Below are 21,555 nucleotides of genomic sequence, written 5' to 3'. Positions count from 1 at the left end.
GGGGCAAAACCTAGTCAAATCTTAGCAAATAACGTTAATTGATAGCTATTGTGTTGAATTATCAAATTGTAAATACTCCAAAATTCCATTAGACATAAATTAATTTAGTAAATCATCCAAGGAATTGCTTAAGTTTAATAGGTAGATAATAAACTTATTCACCGATTTATTCCTTACAAGCAAACAACTTTGCACTTTTAACAAATATTGGTGCCCCACTGCACCACCATTAATGCTGAGTTACATTATAATAAACCCTAATAATTTATATGGGAGTTTAAAACCATCATGGAAAAGATAGAACTTGAACTAGATAGACTCACCTTTGAACGAGCAAAAACTTTAGCAATAGTCAATCAATCAACTCTATCAGAATTGATTACTGATGTAATTGAACGTTTAGCAGAAATTCAGGAAAAAAAAGATCCATTAATGGGATTATATGCGGATGTTCCAGAAATTGTTGATGAAATTGTAGCTGAAGCGATGGAAAAAAGAGGATATATTGTATCAGATGAATAAAGTATAAAAATTCCTAATTGATACGGATATTCTATCAGAAATTATTAAACGAGCAAATCCTTATATTATTGCCAAAGCCAATAGTTACTTAAACCAGTTTGATAAATATACAATTTCTGTAATTACAGTTATGGAAATTGTAGAAGGTTGGCAAAAACGTAAGCAAGAACAACGCCTTCAGCAATTTTTAACTATCGTGAATTCACAGGAGATATTATCCTTTGATTTGACAGAAGCAGTATTAGCAGGAAAAATATACGCTGATTTAGAGACAACCGGAAAAAGAATTGGTTATCCTGATTGTATGATTGCAGCAATTGCCATCAGTCATAATCTAACTTTAGTTACTGGTAATTTATCTCATTATCAAAGGATTCAGGATTTAGATTATTCACTAAGACTAGATAACTGGCGTTTACAGTAACAAGGGTAATGGATAAAGTACCATCAAGTTTCGCCATTAGCTAAATGCTCTAATACAGATGTATTTTATTACTTAATTTTTATATCCTGTATTACAGTATGGATGCGTTATCTGTCCGTTATCTACACTCGCCAATCCGCCATCTTCTCTACGCTGGATATGATCAATCGAAATTGAGTTTCTATGGATAAGACCCTTACAAATTTTACATTTTTGTGCATTTTGTAACGCATCTTTTATATAAATTTCACTTTTTTTATTTGTATTGAAGTCTTGTGCAGATGAAGAATTTTCTTGATTTATTGTACGGATAGTCAAATACTGAAAATCATTACTAGATATAATTTTATTGATAATATTATTAGTTTTTGTTTCTGTTTGTAAATCACTTACAATTTTTTGAAATAGTTTTGATACATCTTTGTAGCTTTTTTGAACAGACCTGTATTTCAAATAAATTTGCTGAATCAAGTAATCATATTTTATGAGGCATTCTTCAAACTGTTCTCGTACTCTAATGAAGTCATTGATTTTTTTTCTTTTATCAAGTTCCATTACAAAATCAACTACAGCGAGTAAAGATACTGTTCTATGTCGTCCATCTTTTGAGTAAAAGTATATAACTGGATGTAACCCCAAAGATGAGGGATGATTACTATTTAGTCTATACACAATCTTTTTGGTATTCTTTAAAATCTGTATTGTTGCTTCACCAGTTAAGTCATCATTAATTCCTTTATTATTAAAATCTAGATTGTTAACGACATTCAAAAAATCAAAAATTAGTGGTAATGTTTGCGATGAATAGAGTTTTCCTGCAACTGGGATGTCCAGAGTTTTTATCGGAGTCTTTAACTTAGGCGCAAAAAGGATTTCATTAATCTCTTTAGCTATTTCTTGTATTTGATATTGCGTTTCATCTGAAAAAGATGACCAATATTTATGCCCTTTACCACTTCTGATAATTGCACGTGCCGCAATACTGTTAGGCTTTTTCCTAGATTCAAGGAGTTTTAGCTCAGTTTTATCAATTGGTGCAGCTTGTTGATTAATTTTGAAGAATGAACTTTCTGCTTTAGTTGCATCACCTTCAACCCATTGAAGCTGAATTGCCACAGCTGCTAAATTTTTAGCATATTTGATAACTTCAGGTTTAACTTTATCAGGGTGTGTGGAAGCTAGCCTAAAATCATCATAGGAGCCGACTGTTTTATTTACTAATTTTCGTGTTTCTTGAGCAATTTCTAATTGTTCATCAGAAATTACTCCATCATAAAAAAGTTTTGAAATTTTTCCATCACCATAATCATCATTTACCCAAGCAGATAAAGCACTCAATCTATGGCTACCATCAATTACAAACAAATAGCCACCTGTACTCCGCCATAAAATAATTGCTGGTATTAAATCACCCTCAATAAAACTTTTGATAAATTCACAAATTCTATTCTTGTCCCATTCGTTAGTTTCTCTTTGAAAATCAGGTTTTCTGATGTTTGAAAAGAAGAATGAGTCAATTTTAAGGTCTTCAATAGAAATTGTTTCTTTTTTTTTACCTAGATTAATATTTTCTTCCACATCAAAATCTTCTCGTGGAATCAGAGCATCTAGATTAACTTTAGCCATGATGTTTTCCCCTGTATTGGTACAATTAATTATACGTCAAGCTTATAGGCAGCAAGTACGACTAAACATCATAGCCTCTCAAGGCTGAAAGTCACATCAAGCATTGAAAATCCCTTTACTACTTCCATAGAAGCTTTCTATATCTAACCCCGACCCGATGAAGCTGCTATCGATGATATGCTGATTGGCATGGCGATCACTCCTAATTTAGCAACCTCTGCAAATGCTCACGAGTATGGTTCTACTGACAGTGTTGTTTAGGTAATTTATTTTTTCCTTGAAAACCCTTGCTTACCTAGCTAAAAAAAGCTATCTCTGAATGCAAGTTGGTATCATTGTGCAGAGCTATCCTAATTTGGTAGCGATCGAGTTACGATCTTGTCACACCCTTTTTTTGATTTGAGAAGTCCTATTCCAGAATTTTCTGGTTAAAATAGTATATCTGTTCTACTCAATCTCCCAGAGCAACACTCCTTAAAACCATATATTTTAGAGGCAAGAATGGCTATCAACACCGATACTTCAGGCAAGCAAAAAGCACTGACTATGGTGCTCAACCAGATTGAGCGCAGCTTTGGTAAAGGAGCAATCATGCGCCTGGGCGATGCTACGCGGATGCGGGTGGAGACCATTTCTAGTGGGGCGCTCACCCTAGATTTAGCATTGGGTGGTGGTTTACCCAAGGGGCGGGTAATTGAAATTTATGGGCCGGAAAGTTCGGGTAAGACTACAGTAGCGCTACACGCCCTCGCCGAAGTGCAAAGAAATGGCGGTATTGCTGCCTTTGTTGATGCTGAACACGCCCTCGATCCTACTTATGCTGCGGCATTAGGTGTAGATATTGACAATTTGCTGATTTCCCAACCTGACACAGGCGAATCAGCTTTAGAAATTGTCGATCAGCTGGTTCGCTCTGCTGCGGTTGATATTGTAGTCATTGACTCAGTAGCAGCACTAGTTCCCCGTGCTGAAATTGAAGGTGATATGGGTGATGCCCACGTTGGTCTGCAAGCGCGGTTAATGAGCCAAGCCTTGCGTAAAATTACTGGCAATATTGGTAAATCTGGTTGTACAGTAATTTTCATCAACCAGTTGCGACAAAAAATTGGTGTTACCTACGGTAGCCCAGAAACTACTACTGGCGGTAACGCATTGAAATTTTACGCTTCGGTGCGCTTGGATATTCGCCGAATTCAAACCTTGAAAAAAGGTACAGATGAATTTGGTAACCGCGTTAAAGTCAAAGTTGCTAAAAATAAAGTAGCGCCGCCTTTTAGAATTGCTGAATTCGACATTATTTTTGGTAAAGGTATTTCTACCTTGGGTTGTCTCGTCGATCTAGCAGAAGAAACTGGCATTATCATCCGCAAAGGAGCTTGGTATAGTTACAACGGCGATAATATCTCCCAAGGACGAGATAACGCTATTAAGTATCTAGAAGAAAAGCCCGAATTTGCTGACGAAATTAAGAAACTGGTGCGTGAAAAGCTAGATAAAGGTGCTGTTGTTTCTGCTAATTCTGTAGCTAAAACTAGTGAAGAAGATGAAGAGGAAGAAATTGATTTAGAGCCAGAAGAATAAGGAATGCAGATTTATCTGCAACTTTTAATCTGTAGTGGGTTACATAGAGAGCTAACCCACCTTTTCCAAAGTGTTGATGAGTTATAGCAGTCTGAACCTCACCCCGTATTTGCTGATGCAAGCACTCCCCTCTCCTTAGCAAGGAGAGAGGCTAGGGGTGAGGTTTAAAAATGTACTTTATGCAAACAAAAACCGCTATATAGTAAGCATAAAAAAGTGATTACCACTAAGTAGGAAGATGCAAGCAATTAAAGGTTTAGTGAATATGAGTGCGTCTCGTAGAAAGGGCTTTAGCCCTACTTTGAGAGAAGTTCTCTATGACGAGCAATTATTTTATGGCATTTGTCGTTGGAATTAACTCAAAGTAGGGGCACAAAAATATTGTGCTCCTACGAATTGTTTATAGTTTAATTTTCAATTTTTTAGCTGAGATTCTATCTATGGTATTTGTCTACTAAAAAAGCGGTCTAAAATTTCTGATTTTTGTTCTGAACTGAAGTTATCATCGCAATCTTCAAACTTCTCAACTATTCGAGAATTTCTGAAAATTTCTGAATTATCATCTGGTTTTTCAGTCAAAAGTTTTGGTCTGTTACGGGGATAATTAAGTATTTCTACTAGATTATCCTTTTTTTGATGCCTAAGTTGCATCAATAACTCTATTGCTACAGTTGGCAAAACGCGGCACGTAGAATCCATGAAAAAATCAAAAGTCATACTACCTAGACGGATGCGATCGCCATCTTTGAGCTTGATCGGCCCAAAAGCGCGATCGCCATTGACAAATGATCCATTGGTACTGTTGAAGTCTATAAAGTAGAAGCCTTGATCGTTAATGTATTGAATAGCAGCGTGGCGACGAGACATATAACTATCAACAATGCAAATACCACTGCTGCGATTACGACCTATTGTCCAGATTTGCTGTGGCTGCCGTAAACTTTGGGTCTGATTGTCGCACAAATTAGTCATCAAATAAACAGCAGAACTATTCACTACACCATGTATGTAACATGCCTTTCCTCTCGCCAACGACGGTTGAGATAGATTTTCTAGCTGAAGAATTTCATCTAGAAGGTCGCTGTGGTGTTCATACAACTTAAGAAATACTTGATATAAAGTTAATCTCCGTTCTATTTCCATTTGTGCAAAGTCAGTCATTATACGTAAACCTTGTATTACTTCATTTCGGGTCTGAATATTCTGCTTCAGCCTACAACCAGGGATAATTAATTTTTAACTTTCTGCTGCCATCTAGAAACTTGAATGCTTAAGAGCGTTAAATTTTACAATTTTTCAATTTGAGATTCCCTGTTGTTCCTAGCCGTAAAAAGCATGGAAACATCCAAAAAAAATTATTATGCTTTATTGTTTATTGTAAATAATTATTTGTTATTTGTAACAGATAATTATTATAAAGATTTAATTCAAAATTGCCAACTCTCTGCGTATTATTACTAGATAATAAGATATTTACTAACATTTGCAAGAACTATGACTATCGTTTAACCCAGCTATAACAATCCTGGGTGTTGCATAAATGCCGGATGATGACAAAACTGGAAGACAATGATTATGAGGAACTGGTAATCACCGTTGCTAAGGCTTTTGTTGAGAGTGATTTGACTTGGGTAGAGTTTGAGCAAATGGCAAAGCTGATAGCGCAGGGACAAACCTGTGACCAAATCATGCTCAAATTCAACCTTGATGGTCAAGTTTCTCAACAGCTATCTGCAATGATGACTCAAGCTTTTGGCTGTGAGCATCTCAAGTGCATCAATCCATACAGCTAATGCATAGTTTAAAGAAAGCTAAGAGAGCCATGTTTATGACGGGTTGCACCCTTGAAAGAATTCAGTTGAGAAGGCAGCTATGCTGAGGGCAGAAGGTTTTATTAAAAAGGGGATTCAGACCCTCGTTAATAAGAGATTTTTAAAGAAGCTTATAGGTTAAATCTTTCCGGATATAGTAATTAATAAAGTGGATTAATAAATGGTAGATGCACCCTAATAAATTACAGCCTTCAGCCTAAAGCTGGAGGCTTTTATTATTTAAATATAGATGGCAGCAAACTTGGAGCTAACCATACTGCGTAACCAATAAATCCAAAGAGCAAGGTAATGAGGACAGTAATACCGTAGCTGATGCAAATTAATAAACCGTCAGATTCGATGGTAGCAACAGTCAAAAGTAAGATACCTACAGTGGGGATGGGATTTGTAAAAGGAATTGGTAATATTAGTAATACTGTTAAAAAAGAAATACAAAGCCCATTAATTCGCCAAATCAAAGGATTATGGGCTATTTTTGCCAATCGGGGACGGGCGATTTTTTGTAAGACTTTGGTAAGCCGTCCCAAATTTTGCAAAAGGAACTGGGCAAAGGGACGAGGAAATTGGTAGTTGGCAATTCTTTTCGGTAGCCAAGGCGATCGCCTCCCTAAAACCATTTGCGCTGACAATAATAAACAAGCACCACCAAAAGGGCCAGTTAATCCGGGTGGCATAGGAAATAAAAAGGGCAAAATTAATAATGTAATTACCAAGCAGAATCCTCGTTCTGAGGTTTCTGCGAGAATATCACCTAGAGTTAGCGGTTGTTCTGCTAGGCGTTGCAATAAGGACTTTATATCTTGAGAAAATCTCAGATGCATTTGGTACAAGTTCCCACATTTTTAGTAGAGGGAGATGAGAGAGAATAACTCCTAATTCCTAATTTCTGGGGGTACTAAAACAGCTATAGCTTTAGGTATAACTCGAAAATGAGCAGGTGTATAGGTAGTGATTTCACCATCTGTATTGATAGGGCGAGGTTTGCGAGTCTGTACCTTTATTTCTTGACCTTGAAGAGAGCGTACAGTCTTCCAATGTATATGTCGCCCTTGTCGCATCGTAGGGAGTAATAGTATAATCTGCCACCAATTTTTAATCTCTAAACTATAAAGGTCTAGCCTTTGGTCATCTATTGTCGCATCTTCAGCCACTGCCATACCGCCGCCGTAATAGCGGCCGTTACCCACAGCAATTTGCACTGTTTTCACGCGAACTGATTCACTATTGATTAAAATCTCCGCAGTAAAAGGTCTAGCTTCCAAAATCACTTCCAATGCAGTGGCAGCATAAGCAAATATTCCCCAACGGCGTTTGGCTTCTTTGGTAAGTCGCTGGGTAATTTTTACACTCAATCCCAGACTGGCAACATTAAAAAAATGCTTGCCATTCACACAACCCAAGTCGATGCGTTGTACATTTTTATATGAAATAATTTTGCAAGCTTCGCTGAGAGAATTCGGGATTCCCAAAGTTCTAGCTAGGTCGTTGGCAGTTCCTAAAGGCAAAATTCCCAAAGGCAACTGAGTCTCAACTAAACCATCTACTGCCGCATTGAGAGTCCCATCTCCTCCACCAATAATTACCAAGTCAACTTGATGCTGATAGCGAAGTATAACTTCAGCAAGATGTTTGGGGTCTTCTGTAGACTCTTCAATTAAATCGAAGCCGAGTGTCTTCAGATATTCAATCGCTTTCGATATACCCTTTTCTCCTTGGCGGGCATGACGATTTACTAACAGCAGTGCGCGAGAACTCATGGGTATTACCTTTTGTAGTTGATATGTCCAGTTATCCGCATCCATGTATTCTGCTTCAAGTTGGCTATCAAAAAGTGTTTATGTTATGACAGTTATCAAAAATTAATTTCATAAATGGTTACTATATTATGCTTATGAATTTTTAATTTCTATTTTATCTAGTTTATCTCTATTAGCTGTAGGTGTGTTGATACTTCCTAAATGACTAGATTTATGTATTTTCAAAGAGAATTGATGTCAATATTATAATACTCAGAATATAATGCCTGAAAATGAGATATTGTTTATTGGTATAAATACATATTTTTATACAAATTATCTATAAAGATGCATACAATAAAGCTTCATGAAAAAGAGCTTCCATGAGAACAATTATAAATTGTCGAAAGAGGAGATTATCAGAGAAGACATTTGAGCTAACTCGTGTTGAATCTGTTGGGGCAGTTATTGTAAATTAGAAAGGCTTTCTGCTTTGATCTGGTGTTTAATAAACTGCCATAATCGCTCAATTGGATTAAGCTGATGGCTATGAGCAGGTTGAAAAATCGGTTGAATCTTCAAAGTTGCTTTAAAAGAAGCTTGAAGCCGGAAATTCTTCATAGCTCTTGCCGTAATAACTCTGTAAGCTGATGTATGAGAGCGAATGAAAGCTAGAGGAAATATACCACCTGATGAACGAATCTTCTAACGAAGTTATTCAGAAACAGTGGACGAAGTAGTACTACGGAGTGGACATCCACCTAATAACTTGACTGTTGCACCCAGGACGTGTATTTAAGCGAACATAATGTAAAACCGTGTCTTATTGGAGCAATAAGACACGGTTTTATAAAAATATTTAGTTATAATATTACAAAAATCAAAGTAAGATTTGATTTATACCAAAGTAATCCATTTACTGAGAGTTATTTCCTGGTTTATTAACTTTTTCTGTCGTGGGTAATGCTTGATGATCGTAGTTTGTTCTTTCTTGAGTTAAGGCGATCGCACTAAAGAAAATAGCACTTCCTACAGCCAAGGCCACCATAGGACGCTTCAGCAAGACGAAATCTCTGATAATCCTAGCTAAAGGTCGGCTTTGACGACGTAGCGACGAAGCAACCATCAATTGTCTCCAAGTAAACGGATCGCGGACATAATGACCGCTTTGGCAAACTACTAGCCGTTCTTGGCAATTGGGACAGCAAAACAAGCCCATGCGCGTTTTAACTAGTTTGGGCGTATTATTTCTTTGGCAAATTGGGCAAGTAACATAATGATTATCAAAGGTGTGTATATTCATGTACCTCGTCCGCCTAGTCCATTTACTCGCTCTATAACAATAGCTATACTGAATTTTGATCGATACTTAGCAGACTTCCAAGTATGGTCTGACATCAGCCATAAATCACACATACATTGTATTACTACCAAGGATGTCTCAATGGTCGCAACACGAGTATAGCTAGATTTAGACAAGAATGACTCCTAGTACTCGACCAACCCAAAAATGACGGGTGAAGGGAAGCAGGGGAAAAAAATAACTTGATTTTCTTACCATAAACCCTCGCAAAGTTTCTTTAGTGGACTACTCGTTAATATTTGTGGGTGCGTCCACCCAGACCACAAAAACTTGTTGTCTTTAGAAAGAATAGCGTTGGCACTCACTTCCACCCCACTAACCGCAGCTACATCCAAACTAGGCATCGCTGACCCTTAAATAATTGTCTCCCATGTAACCATTCTCCCCATAAAAACTTGCACAATGACATTTTTTACTAAATCTTTGTAAATCAAGCAAATAAAGTCTACTTGTCTGGTTGCTAAATAATGGCTCACAATGATAAGTAACAGATAAAAATTTAAATTTTTTCTTACATTTACCCCGCCTCTTAATGACTCTCTTGCCTCCCACTCAGCTGAGGAAGGTAACGGAACAACCTGCCTTTCCTACACCTTCCGCTCGTTTAGCCTACCTAATTAATCGTTTTCAACCATCCCCAGAAACCGTTGTCCTGTTTTTAGCCATGCTCATTGGCGGTGGTACGGGTATGGGTATAGTCACCTTTCACTATTCAATCCAGCTGATTCACCAGTTAATGCTGGAAAATTTAATGGGTCAAATTGGAGTCTGGGGTGCTTGGACTTTAGCCTGCGTTCCCACCCTTGGCGGATTAATCGTTGGCTTGATGCGCTGGCGCACTCAAGATTTTGGCCCTGAACTTTCATCTCTTATCGCCGCCTCTCAGGGAAAAGAGATTAGGCGACCATTACGACCAGTTACGAAAATGTTAGCCGCATCTGTTTCTTTGGGGAGCGGTGCTTCTTTGGGGCCAGAGGGGCCGAGTGTAGAAATTGGCGCAAATTTTGGGATGTTGTTGTCTGTGATCCTGAATGTATCTCAAGAACGACAACGTTTGCTATTGGGTGCTGGCGCGGCGGCTGGACTTGCGGCTGGATTTAATGCTCCCATCGCTGGAGTATTTTTTGCCCTAGAGGTGGTGATGGGAGCGACATCTTTCGCTACTTCTGCTGTGAGTGTGGTGCTGTTAGCGGCAGTGGTAGCAGCATTAATTGCCCAAATTGGTTTGGGGGCACAACCTGCTTTTGATTTACCTGTTTACCAAGTCCGCAGTCCCTTAGAATTACCCCTTTATCTTGGCTTGGGTTTAGGGGCCAGCCTAGTTTCTCTGGCTTATACTCAATCAATTCGGGGAGCAAAAGCCTGCTTTGCTGGGAAAGTTCCAGGTTTCACCTTTTTAGGACAAATTCCTGAGCCGATTCATCCAATTATTGGCGGTGTGATGATTGGTGCAGTTGCTTTGCACTTCCCGCAAATTCTGGGCGTGGGTTATGAAACTGTAGAAGCAATGCTTCAGGATGTAGAATTTCCACTCTACCTATTGGTGGTGCTATTGGTGGTGAAGTTAGTGATGACTGCAATTAGTACAGGTAGTGGTTTCATCGGCGGTTTGTTTGCACCAGCAATGTTTTTAGGTGCTTCTTTTGGATCGGCTTATGCGAAAATTTTGGCTGTAGCATTCCCGGCTATTTGCGATCAGATGGCGGCTCCTCCAGCTTACGCAATGGTAGGAATGGCAGCTGTGTTAGCTGGTAGTGTTAGAGCGCCGTTAACGTCTATTTTAATGCTGTTTGAATTAACCCGTGACTATCGCATTGTTTTACCGTTGATGGCAGCTGTGGGTTTGAGTGTTTGGTTAGTGGAAAGGATTAAACCAACTTTTAGCTCTAACTCTAACTTACAACAAATTGGTCTTTCTGAATTGAAAGATGAAAAAGCGGAAATTGTGCAGCAAATTTTAGTAGAAGATGCCATGTATCCCTGCCCAAAAAAGTTACCTGCAACTCTTGGAGTGTTAGATGCAGCTGTAGAAATGATCCGCGATCGCGTTCGCAGTGCTTTAGTAATTGATGAAGCAGAGCAACTAGTTGGTATACTTTCTTTGGAAGATATTAACCGCGCCCTTGCTCTTTGGCAAACTTACCCAAATTTGCCAACTGAAATTCCAGATAATTTATCCAGCCAAACCCTTATAGACATTTGTACTACTGAAATCCTCTATGCATGGCAAGATGAACTATTATCTGAAGCTTTGGACCGCATGAGTCTTAGAGGTTTGCATCAATTACCAGTGGTAGCACGAGATAAACCTGATCGCATTTTAGGTTTACTAGAAAAAGAGCAAATTGCATTAACCTGCAATTTAGCTGTTACGCGCAAGGCACTTCGTCACTATTTACCAGGCTTACCGACCACAGATATAGTTATTAGTCATTAGTCATTTGTCATTGGTCATTGGTTTTTACAAAAGACAAATGACGATTGACTAATGACTATTTATAGTCATTGGTTTTTACAAAGGACAAATGATGAGTGACTGATGACTATTTATTAAGCTGTAGCGTCTATGACTTCATCATCTTCCCGATCTTCTGGGTCTACCTGTTTCAGACGAATGTGCTTTTTGCCTAAAGTGATCAGAAACTCATCTCCTGGTTTCAGATTCATCTGTTTTGTATAAGCTGAACCTATAAGTAAATTACCATTCGATTGCACACTAATTCTATAGCTAGCACTACGTCCACCACGCCCATTAGCACTGGGTGTACTATCCAACTGAATGCCTTCGGCATCAATTAGGGCATTTAAGAATTTCATCATATTCACGCGCTCTATACCATTTTTGGTAACGGTATAGTAGCCGCACTTTTTGGCTTTGTCTTCTTTGCTCTCGTTCTCTAGCTCTTTGACTTTTTTGAGCAGTTCTTCACCGAGTAGGGGTTCAATTTTTTTCTGTTTAGGCATCAACTTAGGTCGAAAATGAATGTTTGAAATGTTGGAATCGATTTTATTTTAGCTGACGTTGAGCTAATAGGAACATAATCCTTTAGTTTTTATCTCAACCTAGCCAAGTATATTACACTCATAGGCACAATTGTTATCCCATTACCAATATTGCTAAGACAATCTATTTTAGATAATGCTGGCAATGCTGATAACTATCTATATATAGTTAGTGAATCACTGCTAAACTATACAAGTTTTAAGTTTTCTAAACTGACGCTCGAAAAGTTATTTACTTGCTGAGGATGATAACAGAGTCACAAAATGATAAGTAAAACTGATCCTTAGCCGTTGATAATTGGTTATTGGTCACTTGTAATGCATCTCGACTTCGGTCAATGGAGCCGTTGTCGTAAAGCCTGCGGCATAGCTACGCCCTAAGCGTAGCCTCTCATTAGAGAAGTATTGGTTATTTAGAAATGACACAGGACAAACAACAAAGCTTGCCAAAATGAAACTAACTACCAGAGGACACTATAGTGTGAAGGCGTTGCTAGATTTGAGTTTACAGCCAAAATATGGCCCTGTATCTGTAAGAGCGATCGCTAAACGCCAAGATATCCCAGCTCCTTACCTCGAAAAACTACTAATAGAAATGCGTCGTGCGTCAATAGTTAAATCAATTCGTGGTAGCATCGGCGGATACCAATTAGCAAGAGAGCCTGCACAAATATCTATAGGACAAATTTTAGAAGCAGTTGGCGAGACTACCCATTTACCCCATCACACCCCAGCACCTGCACAAGCTGAAGATTGGGTAACATTTAGCCTCTGGCAGAGACTCAACCAAAAGCTCAAAGAAGCTTTGTACAGTATTACTTTGGCAGACCTTTATTATGATGCTCGTAGCTGGCAAGCTGCTCTTGGAGAAGAAGCTAGTTTTGTGGTTTAGTCAAAAGTCAATAGTCCAAATATTGATTTTTGATTCGTAACTTATGATCAATAGCATCTATATCTTAATTATTGCTGCACTTTTAGATTACTTAATTGGTGATCCTTGGAATTGGCCTCATCCAGTGCAAGTTATGGGGTGGGTAATTTCTCATGTGACCAAATTTTCTCTCCAATTGTGCAAAAATTCTCTAAGGCAACGCCTAGCTGGAATTTTACTAGGTATTATGCTCATAATTGGTAGTGGACTTGTTGGCTTTTTAATGATTCAAAGTGCCAAATTGGTTCATCCGTTATTAGGAATTGCAATAAATAGCATTCTTTTGGCTAGTTGTTTTGCAGGCAGAAGTTTACGAGCCGCAGCAGGGGCTGTTTTAGAACCTTTAACAGCAGGAGATTTGCAAAAAGCTCAAAAGATTTTAAGTAATTACGTTGGTCGAGATACCCAAAACCTCTCACAAGCAGAAATTTACCGAGCCGTTTTAGAAACGGTTGCAGAAAATGCCACTGATGGGGTAATGGCTCCGCTTTTTTATGCAATTGTTGGTGTCTTTGTGTCAGTTGTGGGACCAACTCCTTTGGCTTTAGCATATAAAGCCAGCAGTACTCTTGATTCAATGGTGGGCTATCGAGAAGCACCTTATACTTATTTTGGATGGTTCTGTGCGCGGTTGGAAGATTATTTAACTTGGCTACCTTGTCGGTTAACAGTTGTGACTTTGGCGCTGTTATCTGGTAAACCGATACATGTTTGGCAAATTTGTCGTCGGGATGCGATTAAAGATCCTAGTCCCAATTCTGGCTGGAGTGAGTGTGCCTATGCTGCATTTTTGGGTGTGCAGATGGGGGGTACAAATTGGTATCGGGGGGTAGCTAAGTACAAACCACTGCTAGGAGATGCTATTTATCCGATTACTGCAACTTCCATTCAGAATGCTTTACAGTTGACCCGATATTGTTTTTTGGTATGGTTAGGGATAGCGATCGCAATATTCTTAATACTTCCAAACAGGTAATGATCAATGTAAAGTTAGGAGTTAGAGACGCGATTAATCGCATCTGTACAGGAGTTAAGAATAAAAACTCCTAACTCTTAACTCATCACTGATAACTCATCACTCACTATGTCCGCCAAAGTAGTTGAAATTCTGTCATCAGAAGAAATCCGTCGTACCTTGAATCGCCTTGCCTCTCAAATTGTGGAAAGGACGCGTGACTTGTCTCAACTGGTGCTTCTTGGTATTTATACCAGAGGTGCTTTATTAGCCGAATTGTTGGCGCGTCAGATTGAGACGCTAGAAGATGTAGCCGTGTCAGTCGGCGCTTTGGACATTACATTTTATCGAGATGACCTCGACAAAATTGGATTGCGGACTCCAGCCAAAAGCGAAATTCCTTTTGACCTGACGGGGAAAACTGTTGTACTTGTGGATGATGTGATTTTCAAAGGACGGACGATTCGCGCTGCTTTGAACGCAGTCAACGACTACGGTAGACCAGAGGTGATTCGTTTAGCTGTGTTGGTAGATAGGGGTCATAGGGAATTACCAATTCACCCAGATTTTATTGGCAAAAAGTTACCTACTGCTAAAGAAGAAGTTGTCAAAGTTTACTTACAAAATTACGATGAACGAGATGCAGTGGAGTTAATTAGTCATTAGAGATGATTCTATCTCGTGAGGGTGATTATGTGCTGTGGTGTGCGGGTGTGCTACATTGCTGGGTTGCTCAGTCTGACTCTACTATTCTGACGATGAGATGGCCTTTGACACCAGGTGATAGTGTAGCAGTGCGATCGCCACAATAATAATTTTCAACCCAGATTTCCCACTTCTTCGGAATAAATCAGTCACAATTGTCATAGAGGCTACATACAATAATAGACCTATTGCAAAATTATTTTGTGGTATGATTAAAGGTTTTCTTAAAAATGCACATCCAAATTGATCCAGAGAACTTTTATCACCTCATTAGTATGTCTGATTCAAATGGAGCGCAAATCTTAAAGCCCACCATTGTACTATGAATTATTTTTGCAAGTCTAATATGGCCGAAATTTTAAAGGATGAGGCATCGCAGCGAAACATCTGTTTTTATTGAAAATCTAGCTATATAAATGAGAATTGAACCCCGATTTCACTTTTTTGCATTGCTCCCTAGATATCTGGGGCAATTTCGGTAATATTAGCCATAGTTTTGAAACTTACATTGGCAATAATGAAACATGGGCTGAAACTACCTTCCATCCTTCGGTAAACCTGTACCAAGTCTGGCTTTGTCGCCCGAAACGTTCTACACCATTAATAATCCGGCGAAACTCTAGAGTTACTGTTGCTGCATCCTTCCCAAAGGTTACAACTTTGAGATTCGAGATTTTTCGCTCTATTTTTGGGCTTGGTCGATTCTGGCGAAAATTACGAATTTCATCACTACCATAGAGGTTTTCTGTGATGCCGAACCGCACTACTTCAGGCGCATCCCAAAACAAGCTATCCATCACTTCCAAATTGTTATTACCAAGAGCTTCTTCATACTTGAGGTACAAATCAGTGACTTCAGCTACAATAGCAGGGTCATTTATAGTAATCATTATTGTTACCAATTTTTGGTATTATGGCTGATTATGTACTATTTTAAATAGTTAGAACTACCTACTGCCATCAAAATAGCTTGATGCCAAGCAATAAGACCTGCAAAAATAAATGGAATGATCGCAATACCATTGATACAACTCCCTAAAAAGGTCTTGATGGCAAAGCGACGACGATACAGTGAGATGACCTTAACTCCTTATTTTGAGCGATTTAATAAAGCCTTCTGCACTAAGTAATGCGATCCCCAATGTGACAACACCAATCCCCACACTCTGAATCACGTTTAAAGTTTCGCTAATGGTTATCCATGCAACAAGTGCCGTCAATGCTGGACTGCTAGAACCGATTATGGAAGCGGTAGAAGCGCCAACCATCCTAATCCCCACATTGTTTAGAGTATGTCCGAGAAAGCTGACAAGGCCTGAAAAGATACTGCCAATCCATAGAGGTGTCCAGTCAAGTTGGCCGCTCTTAGCCGGCCAAAAAAGTAAACTAACACCGGAAAGCAGTAAAGTGGAGGCAAAACTGATCCAGGTAAAGGGAACTGGATGGAATTTTTCTAAACATTTTTGAGCAATGATGCAATAAAAGGCATAAACGATCCCAGCGCCAAAACTAGCGAAAATGCCGATCGCAATAACATGACTGCTGTAAGTGGCAGAAGATTGGGGAATGGTTAAAGCGCTTCCCACCAGAATAATAGCCATTACCAGCCAACGGAACAATGTGGGGCGATCGCCAAAAAATCTCCAAGACAGCAGCGCTGTAAATACGGGATAAGTGAAGAAAAGGGTCAAGGCAATACCTGTGGGAATCAAGCCAATAGCAATGTAGAGTGATGCAATATACACGAACATTAGCACACCACAGCCAAGAGCTTGAATCAGAACATCCCTATTTTTACGGGTGAACAAGTATTGGAGTTCTATCCAAGCAGCTGGATATAGCTTGAATGATAGAGATGCCATGAGTGGCACCACTAGCAGCATTCGCATGAACATCAGCAAGAAAGAATTTTGCAAATCCGGTTTAACGTATCCACCGAGTAAAAATAAACCTAGTACGAGATGTTCTGAAAACAAAACTCGAACAGTAACGTTGTGAAACGTCAAAATAAAAGAGGATAGAAGAACCGTCAGGATGCCCAACACGATAAAAAGTTTCCTTAGAGACGACTTGATTGTATTGTTAAAACCACTTGAATAACAAACCAGATGAAGTTTGAGGAAATCAAAGCCGTCGCTTCAAAAACACTGCCAGTTGTTCAACCAAAACGATGCCAAGAAACCGACACTCATAGATTCAGAGCAGTTTTCGTGGTGAACTGGTTTACCGGACGGGGCAAACCAAGATTTTCACCCAAGGTACTGCCTTCATACTACTAAATACCAGGAGTAGAGCCGCCATCAACGATAATCTCTGTTCCTGTAATTGATGCAGCTAGATCAGATACCAAAAATAACGCCAGCGCAGCAATTTCTTCTGGCTGGGCGTTCTATTTTGAGGTTACTAGCAGCTACAAGCTGATCTAGCTTGAACCAGAAGTCAATACTATCCCCCATGCCATCTATTAATACTCAATTAGAAATGTGCAATACAGCCTTGCCAGGAAAACGCCTGTCGAGTAATTGTTGGGCTACATCAGCTATTTGTGTCCAAGAAGCTTCTAAATCAATGTGAGGACGTAACTGACCTGCTTCTACTAAACTCAAAAGCCGTTTTAGACCAACTGATGCTGATTCAAATCTCAATTCATCGAACAGACGTAAACCATACAGACTCACACTACCAGTCCCGAAAAATTGGGCAGCGTTGAATGTCACTTCTGCTCCCCCAGATACTCCATACAGCACAGTTTTTCCATCCTGTGCCAATAAGCCAAGGGCTACCCCCAAAGTCTTGCCACCTACTGACTCTACAATTAGATCATAGGGGCCATACTCGCTGGCGGGTGAGAGGTCTTCGCCAATCACCACGGATTGTGCCCCTGCTTCTCTAACTAGAGTTTCATAGCCAGCTTGACGAATATATGCCACGACGTGCGCCCCTGACAGTTGCGCCAATTGGATAGCAAAGTAACCAACACCTCCTGATGCCGCTGTAACCAGAACTGGGCGACCTAACAGTGAACCACCTTTTAGCACAGCATGATATGCGGTTAAACCTGCTACAGGCAGTGTGGCAGCTTGAGCAAAGGATACCGATGGCGGCACTTCTGCTAAGGCGTTGGTGGGAACAGACACGAGTTCTGCCCAAGCACCGGCGCGGCGCAAGCCAACGACACGCGTCCCTTTGGGAGGCCCCGACCCATCAGCAGCAGAGGTTTCCACTACACCTGCCAAGTCCCAACCAGGCTGCCAACCAGCCTCAGCAGAAGTTGAACGTTTCACCTCTCCCCGATTGAGAGAAATCGCCGCCACTTTGACTAGTGCCTCATCTGGAGCAGGCTTCGGTGCAGTCACTTGACTCAGTGCCAAACGTCCAACCACATTCGGATCAACAATCACAGCACGTATTTTACTCATAGAGAATGCCCTGGCTTAGAGATAAATTTCTAGAGCGATGGTTTACGATGTACTACCTACAAGAATAAACTCGATGGATTTGGCTAGTCCTTCTTAACCCAAGTCTCTATAACTAGGTTAATGATATTTAATAAACAACGGCAATCCGATTAGTTTATAGTACTTAAAGGACGTAGAAAGCAAACTATCACAAGACAGACAAAAGAATCAAACACCCAGTGAAAAGATTTGTTTCATCAATGCTTGCATTTATTGCTACGTTGTAAGCTAGTTGCTGTCAATCTCCTACTCTAGGATAAGCTGCCTTCCAGGCATATAGGGATATTACTACGTACTACAGGAGTATTCAAAAATAATAATTGTTATTTTATGAAAATCAAGCGTTATTTATGGATCGCTATTTTAACCATAACTGCATTATTAGGTATCATTCTTCCAGGGAAAACTCAGCAACATCCTTTATCAAAGACTTTATTTCAAACATCTACAATTAGTGCTTTGTCAATAGGTATTTATGAGGGAAATACTAATTTTAGGCAGTTGAAAAAATACGGTAATTTCGGTTTGGGCACAGTGAATTATCTTGATGGAGAAATGATTGGATTAGATGGTAAATTTTACCAGGTAAAAGCTGATGGAGTTGCCTCTGTTATTCCTGATTCGATGACAAGCCCTTTTGCTACAGTAACCTTTTTTAAACCACAAATATTAATTAATCTAGGAGGGCAGATTAATTATCAACAATTGCAGGAATTATTAGATCAGCACTTACCGACTAAAAATTATCCTTATGCTATTCGTATTCAAGGTAATTTTCCTTATCTAAAATTTAGAAGCGTTCCTAAACAAACCCCACCTTATCGACCTTTGGCAGAGGTGGTTAAAGAACAATCAATTTTTGAGTTAAGGAATGTTAATGGTACTTTAGTGGGTTTTCGGACACCCAAATATATGCAAGGAATAAACCTTAATGGCTATCACTTTCATTTCATAACTGTAAATCGGAAAACTGGAGGACATATTTTAGATGGACAATTTCAAAATGCTAAAGTAGAACTTGATACTTTATCAAAGGTTGAGATAAATTTGCCCACAACTGCGGAATTTGACCAAGCTGATTTGGGAGATGTAAACCTGCTGAAGTCAACAGAGTTAAACCGTAACTAAAGATTTTTGGATTAAAGCTATGTCACTACCAGAAACTATTGCAAAAGAAAAGGATACCCGTCCCGCGTTGGCGATTGGGCATGTGAGATTATATGTGAGTAATGTAGCAGAGGCTAGGGATTTTTTTGTTCAGATAGGGCTGCGCCCGATCGCGCAATCAGAACAATTAGCTGTTTTAGAATTACGGGGAGGAACGCATTTAGTTTTGAGAACAAGTTCAGAGACGATCGCTTCTGGAATCAATGCCCCTTTTGATCTGATGGTAGACGATGTTTTTGTTACCAGAGATACTTTTAAGAAGTGGGGATTGACCGTTTCTGAAATTGAAACAGGCAGAATCCACAGTTCATTTACCTTGACCGGGCCGGACGGCTATCTATTAACGTTAACTTCTTCACATACAGGCGATAGAGAAGTTTAACAAAAAAGAACAAAGGTGTCAGCCGTCAGAATTAAGCATGAATTGGAGTATGACTTAGGTATAGGTGCGTAATCAATTGCGATCACAATACGGTTCGGATAAGATAAAAAGTCTATCGATAAGGCTTGTCTTGACTAGCAATTGCAACGTCTCTACACACCACAACACCCAACCAATAACCTTAACCGAACTGTATTGATAGCGATCACAGCTAGACTAATCTTTTTCTTCACAGCTACAGGCTTCAATTTTCTATCACCCTTTTCTGCTTTACATCAATTCTTGATTTAGCAATTCAAGTAGTAAGGGTAAATTTATCTTAAGTTTAAAACAATAATTTTCAAAAATTTTTAACCGCTAGCACCACATAATTTAGTAATAAAGCTTAGGTGTATTTTCGTAAGCAAAATTAAGAAAATAGTGTTTAGAGGTATCAGTTAAATTCAGTGTTTTCAAGTATGCTACACAAGCTTTGTTTAAAATTATTGGAACAAATTATCAGCCATATAAGTTTGAAATACCAATGTATTAGTACCTCTTTAAAAGTTATGAATTTCAAAGTATTTCACATTTTTCAACACCATGTTTGCACAACATGACCCTTCAACTGTTGTCCTAACCAAGGTGTATTTTGTGAAAGTGTATAAAGACTTTTGCGTTCGACTTTCCAGGTTTGCTCGGGATCAAATAAAGTTAGTTCTGCTGGTTGATGAGGTAGAATCGCACTGACTTTTTGCCCCAAACACTCGGCTGGACTGGCACTCAATGCCCGCCATAATTCTAAAGCTGTAAATTCCTCAGTTTCAACGAGATATTGCCACAACAAAGGTAATGCTAACTCTAAACCAATTGCTCCTGGAGGGGCTTCGGCAAAGGCTTGGACTTTTTCTTCGTAGCTGTAGGGTGTGTGGTCAATAGCGATCGCATCTATCACACCTGCACGCACTCCTGCACGCAATGCTGCGACATCATTAGGATTTCCTAATGGCGGGTCTAAATGCAAGCTAGTGTTATAACTCTTAACTGCTTTTGTATCTAGTAAAAGATGCATCCAGGTAGTACTAGCGGTAATGGGTAAACCAGCAGCTTTGGCTGAAGCGATTAGTTCCACGCTGCGAGATGTGGAGACGCGCATAATATGGACTGGTGTACCGATAGTTGCAACCAATTCTAATAAAGCTGCGATCGCACTAGTTTCAGCACTGGCGGGTATTGGGGGTAAACCGAAACGGAGAGCATTTGCCCCTTCTCTCATTACACCATTTGCTGCTAACTGGCGATCGCTTGGCCAAAATGCTAATGGTTTACCCAACGGCTGGACATACTCTAACACTCGTCGCACCAGCGCCAAGTTTTCTAAGGGCTTACCATCGCTAAAACCAACAACTCCAGCAGACGCTAAATCTGCCAATTCCGTCATTTGCTTCCCAGCAACATCTAGGGTGATAGCACCCCAGAGATAAAGCAGGGGGAGAGGAGAGGTAGGGGGAGCCGAATTAATTTTCTCTCTCTCTTTCATCTTCCCGTGTCTCTTTTGCTGCAACTGTGTCACAAGTGCAGGGTTATCAATAGCTGGGGATGTATCGGGTAAGATGCTAATTCTGGTAAAGCCGCCAGCAGTAGCAGATTGTAAGAGAGACAACAAGGTTTCCCGTTCTTCAAAGCCTGGTTCACCGGAGTGGCTGTACAAATCTACTAACCCCGGCCCAATAACTAATCCCCGACAATCTCTGATTGGAGTATCGGGGCTGATGTCAGTAATGTGCGAAGCCACTTCTTGGATATAACCATCACCAATCAGCACATCAAAGAGTTCATCGATTTTAGTAACTGGATCAATTACCCGTACTTTTTGCAGCAGTTGAGTCAT

The 21,555-nt window shown here is 39.6% G+C and carries 22 protein-coding genes and 1 pseudogene; 11 read left to right on the top strand and 12 right to left on the bottom strand.

All coding sequences use genetic code 11. The features are described 5' to 3' along the window. Nucleotides 1-288: 288 nt before the first annotated feature. On the top strand, nucleotides 289-522 hold the full coding sequence (locus tag V7L20_RS06285; protein WP_334743231.1) for a hypothetical protein: 234 nt from the start codon (nucleotides 289-291) through the stop codon (nucleotides 520-522). Nucleotides 523-538: 16 nt separating this feature from the next. Then, nucleotides 539-946: a type II toxin-antitoxin system VapC family toxin gene (locus V7L20_RS06280; RefSeq protein ID WP_334743274.1), complete on the top strand. Its 408-nt coding sequence runs from the start codon at nucleotides 539-541 to the stop codon at nucleotides 944-946. A 72-nt stretch (nucleotides 947-1,018) separates the two neighbouring features. Here the strand turns inward: V7L20_RS06280 and V7L20_RS06275 are convergent, their stop codons facing one another. Further along, nucleotides 1,019-2,572 carry an HNH endonuclease gene (locus V7L20_RS06275; RefSeq protein WP_334743230.1) on the bottom strand — a complete coding sequence of 518 codons (1,554 nt, stop codon included), beginning with the start codon at nucleotides 2,570-2,572 and terminating at the stop codon, nucleotides 1,019-1,021. 501 nt (nucleotides 2,573-3,073) lie between these two features. On the opposite strand from V7L20_RS06275, the gene recA reads away from it, so the two are divergent. Beyond that, on the top strand, nucleotides 3,074-4,153 hold the full coding sequence (gene recA / locus V7L20_RS06270; protein ID WP_334743229.1) for a recombinase RecA: 1,080 nt from the start codon (nucleotides 3,074-3,076) through the stop codon (nucleotides 4,151-4,153). 438 nt (nucleotides 4,154-4,591) lie between these two features. Here recA and V7L20_RS06265 read toward each other — a convergent pair whose 3' ends face one another. After that, the gene (locus V7L20_RS06265; RefSeq protein ID WP_334743228.1) at nucleotides 4,592-5,314 is read right to left on the bottom strand and encodes an FHA domain-containing protein; all 723 of its coding nucleotides are present in this window, start codon (nucleotides 5,312-5,314) and stop codon (nucleotides 4,592-4,594) included. Between the two features lie 386 nt (nucleotides 5,315-5,700). On the opposite strand from V7L20_RS06265, the gene V7L20_RS06260 reads away from it, so the two are divergent. Then, on the top strand, nucleotides 5,701-5,946 hold the full coding sequence (locus V7L20_RS06260) for a hypothetical protein (RefSeq protein ID WP_334743227.1): 246 nt from the start codon (nucleotides 5,701-5,703) through the stop codon (nucleotides 5,944-5,946). Nucleotides 5,947-6,200: 254 nt separating this feature from the next. Here the strand turns inward: V7L20_RS06260 and V7L20_RS06255 are convergent, their stop codons facing one another. The 4 genes from V7L20_RS06255 to V7L20_RS06240 all read right to left on the bottom strand — a co-directional run bounded on the left by V7L20_RS06255 (nucleotide 6,201) and on the right by V7L20_RS06240 (nucleotide 9,024). Further along, nucleotides 6,201-6,806, bottom strand: a complete 606-nt coding sequence (locus V7L20_RS06255; RefSeq protein WP_334743226.1) for an exopolysaccharide biosynthesis protein — start codon at nucleotides 6,804-6,806, stop codon at nucleotides 6,201-6,203. A gap of 51 nt (nucleotides 6,807-6,857) precedes the next feature. Beyond that, nucleotides 6,858-7,742: a lipid kinase gene (locus V7L20_RS06250; protein ID WP_334743273.1), complete on the bottom strand. Its 885-nt coding sequence runs from the start codon at nucleotides 7,740-7,742 to the stop codon at nucleotides 6,858-6,860. Nucleotides 7,743-8,186: 444 nt separating this feature from the next. Then, nucleotides 8,187-8,342: a transposase gene (locus V7L20_RS06245; protein ID WP_334743225.1), complete on the bottom strand. Its 156-nt coding sequence runs from the start codon at nucleotides 8,340-8,342 to the stop codon at nucleotides 8,187-8,189. 295 nt (nucleotides 8,343-8,637) lie between these two features. Further along, nucleotides 8,638-9,024, bottom strand: coding sequence for a hypothetical protein (locus V7L20_RS06240; RefSeq protein ID WP_334743224.1), 387 nt, complete (start codon nucleotides 9,022-9,024; stop codon nucleotides 8,638-8,640). Between the two features lie 592 nt (nucleotides 9,025-9,616). Here V7L20_RS06240 and V7L20_RS06235 point away from each other — a divergent pair. Next, nucleotides 9,617-11,521: a chloride channel protein gene (locus tag V7L20_RS06235; protein WP_334743223.1), complete on the top strand. Its 1,905-nt coding sequence runs from the start codon at nucleotides 9,617-9,619 to the stop codon at nucleotides 11,519-11,521. Nucleotides 11,522-11,634: 113 nt separating this feature from the next. Here V7L20_RS06235 and V7L20_RS06230 read toward each other — a convergent pair whose 3' ends face one another. After that, a complete protein-coding gene (locus V7L20_RS06230; protein ID WP_334743222.1) occupies nucleotides 11,635-12,048 on the bottom strand; it encodes an AbrB family transcriptional regulator in 414 nt (137 codons plus the stop codon). Between the two features lie 490 nt (nucleotides 12,049-12,538). On the opposite strand from V7L20_RS06230, the gene V7L20_RS06225 reads away from it, so the two are divergent. The 4 genes from V7L20_RS06225 to V7L20_RS06210 all read left to right on the top strand — a co-directional run bounded on the left by V7L20_RS06225 (nucleotide 12,539) and on the right by V7L20_RS06210 (nucleotide 14,785). Further along, a complete protein-coding gene (locus tag V7L20_RS06225; RefSeq protein ID WP_334743221.1) occupies nucleotides 12,539-12,979 on the top strand; it encodes an Rrf2 family transcriptional regulator in 441 nt (146 codons plus the stop codon). A gap of 43 nt (nucleotides 12,980-13,022) precedes the next feature. Further along, on the top strand, nucleotides 13,023-13,994 hold the full coding sequence (cbiB, locus tag V7L20_RS06220; protein WP_334743220.1) for an adenosylcobinamide-phosphate synthase CbiB: 972 nt from the start codon (nucleotides 13,023-13,025) through the stop codon (nucleotides 13,992-13,994). Between the two features lie 108 nt (nucleotides 13,995-14,102). Continuing rightward, nucleotides 14,103-14,639 (top strand): bifunctional pyr operon transcriptional regulator/uracil phosphoribosyltransferase PyrR, encoded by a 537-nt coding sequence (gene pyrR / locus V7L20_RS06215; protein WP_334743219.1) that lies wholly within the window; start codon nucleotides 14,103-14,105, stop codon nucleotides 14,637-14,639. A gap of 2 nt (nucleotides 14,640-14,641) precedes the next feature. Beyond that, nucleotides 14,642-14,785, top strand: a complete 144-nt coding sequence (locus V7L20_RS06210) for a hypothetical protein (RefSeq protein WP_334743218.1) — start codon at nucleotides 14,642-14,644, stop codon at nucleotides 14,783-14,785. A gap of 396 nt (nucleotides 14,786-15,181) precedes the next feature. Here V7L20_RS06210 and hpxZ read toward each other — a convergent pair whose 3' ends face one another. From hpxZ to V7L20_RS06190, 4 genes and pseudogenes are all read right to left on the bottom strand, one after another. Beyond that, on the bottom strand, nucleotides 15,182-15,568 hold the full coding sequence (hpxZ, locus tag V7L20_RS06205) for an oxalurate catabolism protein HpxZ (RefSeq protein WP_334743217.1): 387 nt from the start codon (nucleotides 15,566-15,568) through the stop codon (nucleotides 15,182-15,184). 192 nt (nucleotides 15,569-15,760) lie between these two features. After that, nucleotides 15,761-16,723 (bottom strand): DMT family transporter, encoded by a 963-nt coding sequence (locus V7L20_RS06200; protein ID WP_334743216.1) that lies wholly within the window; start codon nucleotides 16,721-16,723, stop codon nucleotides 15,761-15,763. A 230-nt stretch (nucleotides 16,724-16,953) separates the two neighbouring features. After that, nucleotides 16,954-17,055 (bottom strand): annotated as a pseudogene (locus V7L20_RS06195) (SDR family oxidoreductase); the annotation flags it as partial. A gap of 94 nt (nucleotides 17,056-17,149) precedes the next feature. Continuing rightward, nucleotides 17,150-18,097: a zinc-binding dehydrogenase gene (locus V7L20_RS06190; RefSeq protein ID WP_334743215.1), complete on the bottom strand. Its 948-nt coding sequence runs from the start codon at nucleotides 18,095-18,097 to the stop codon at nucleotides 17,150-17,152. Nucleotides 18,098-18,466: 369 nt separating this feature from the next. Between V7L20_RS06190 and budA the strand changes: the two genes are divergently transcribed. Both budA and V7L20_RS06180 read left to right on the top strand, forming a co-directional pair. After that, a complete protein-coding gene (gene budA, locus V7L20_RS06185; protein WP_334743214.1) occupies nucleotides 18,467-19,264 on the top strand; it encodes an acetolactate decarboxylase in 798 nt (265 codons plus the stop codon). 19 nt (nucleotides 19,265-19,283) lie between these two features. Beyond that, nucleotides 19,284-19,685, top strand: a complete 402-nt coding sequence (locus V7L20_RS06180; RefSeq protein ID WP_334743213.1) for a VOC family protein — start codon at nucleotides 19,284-19,286, stop codon at nucleotides 19,683-19,685. Between the two features lie 574 nt (nucleotides 19,686-20,259). Here the strand turns inward: V7L20_RS06180 and V7L20_RS06175 are convergent. Then, on the bottom strand, nucleotides 20,260-21,555 hold the full coding sequence (locus V7L20_RS06175; protein ID WP_334743212.1) for a dihydroorotase: 1,296 nt from the start codon (nucleotides 21,553-21,555) through the stop codon (nucleotides 20,260-20,262).

Source organism: Nostoc sp. (assembly GCF_036916735.1).
In the GTDB taxonomy this organism is placed as follows: Bacteria; Cyanobacteriota; Cyanobacteriia; order Cyanobacteriales; family Nostocaceae; genus Nostoc.
Note: the sequence above shows the minus strand (reverse complement) of the source record. Positions and strands in the feature narration are given on the sequence as shown.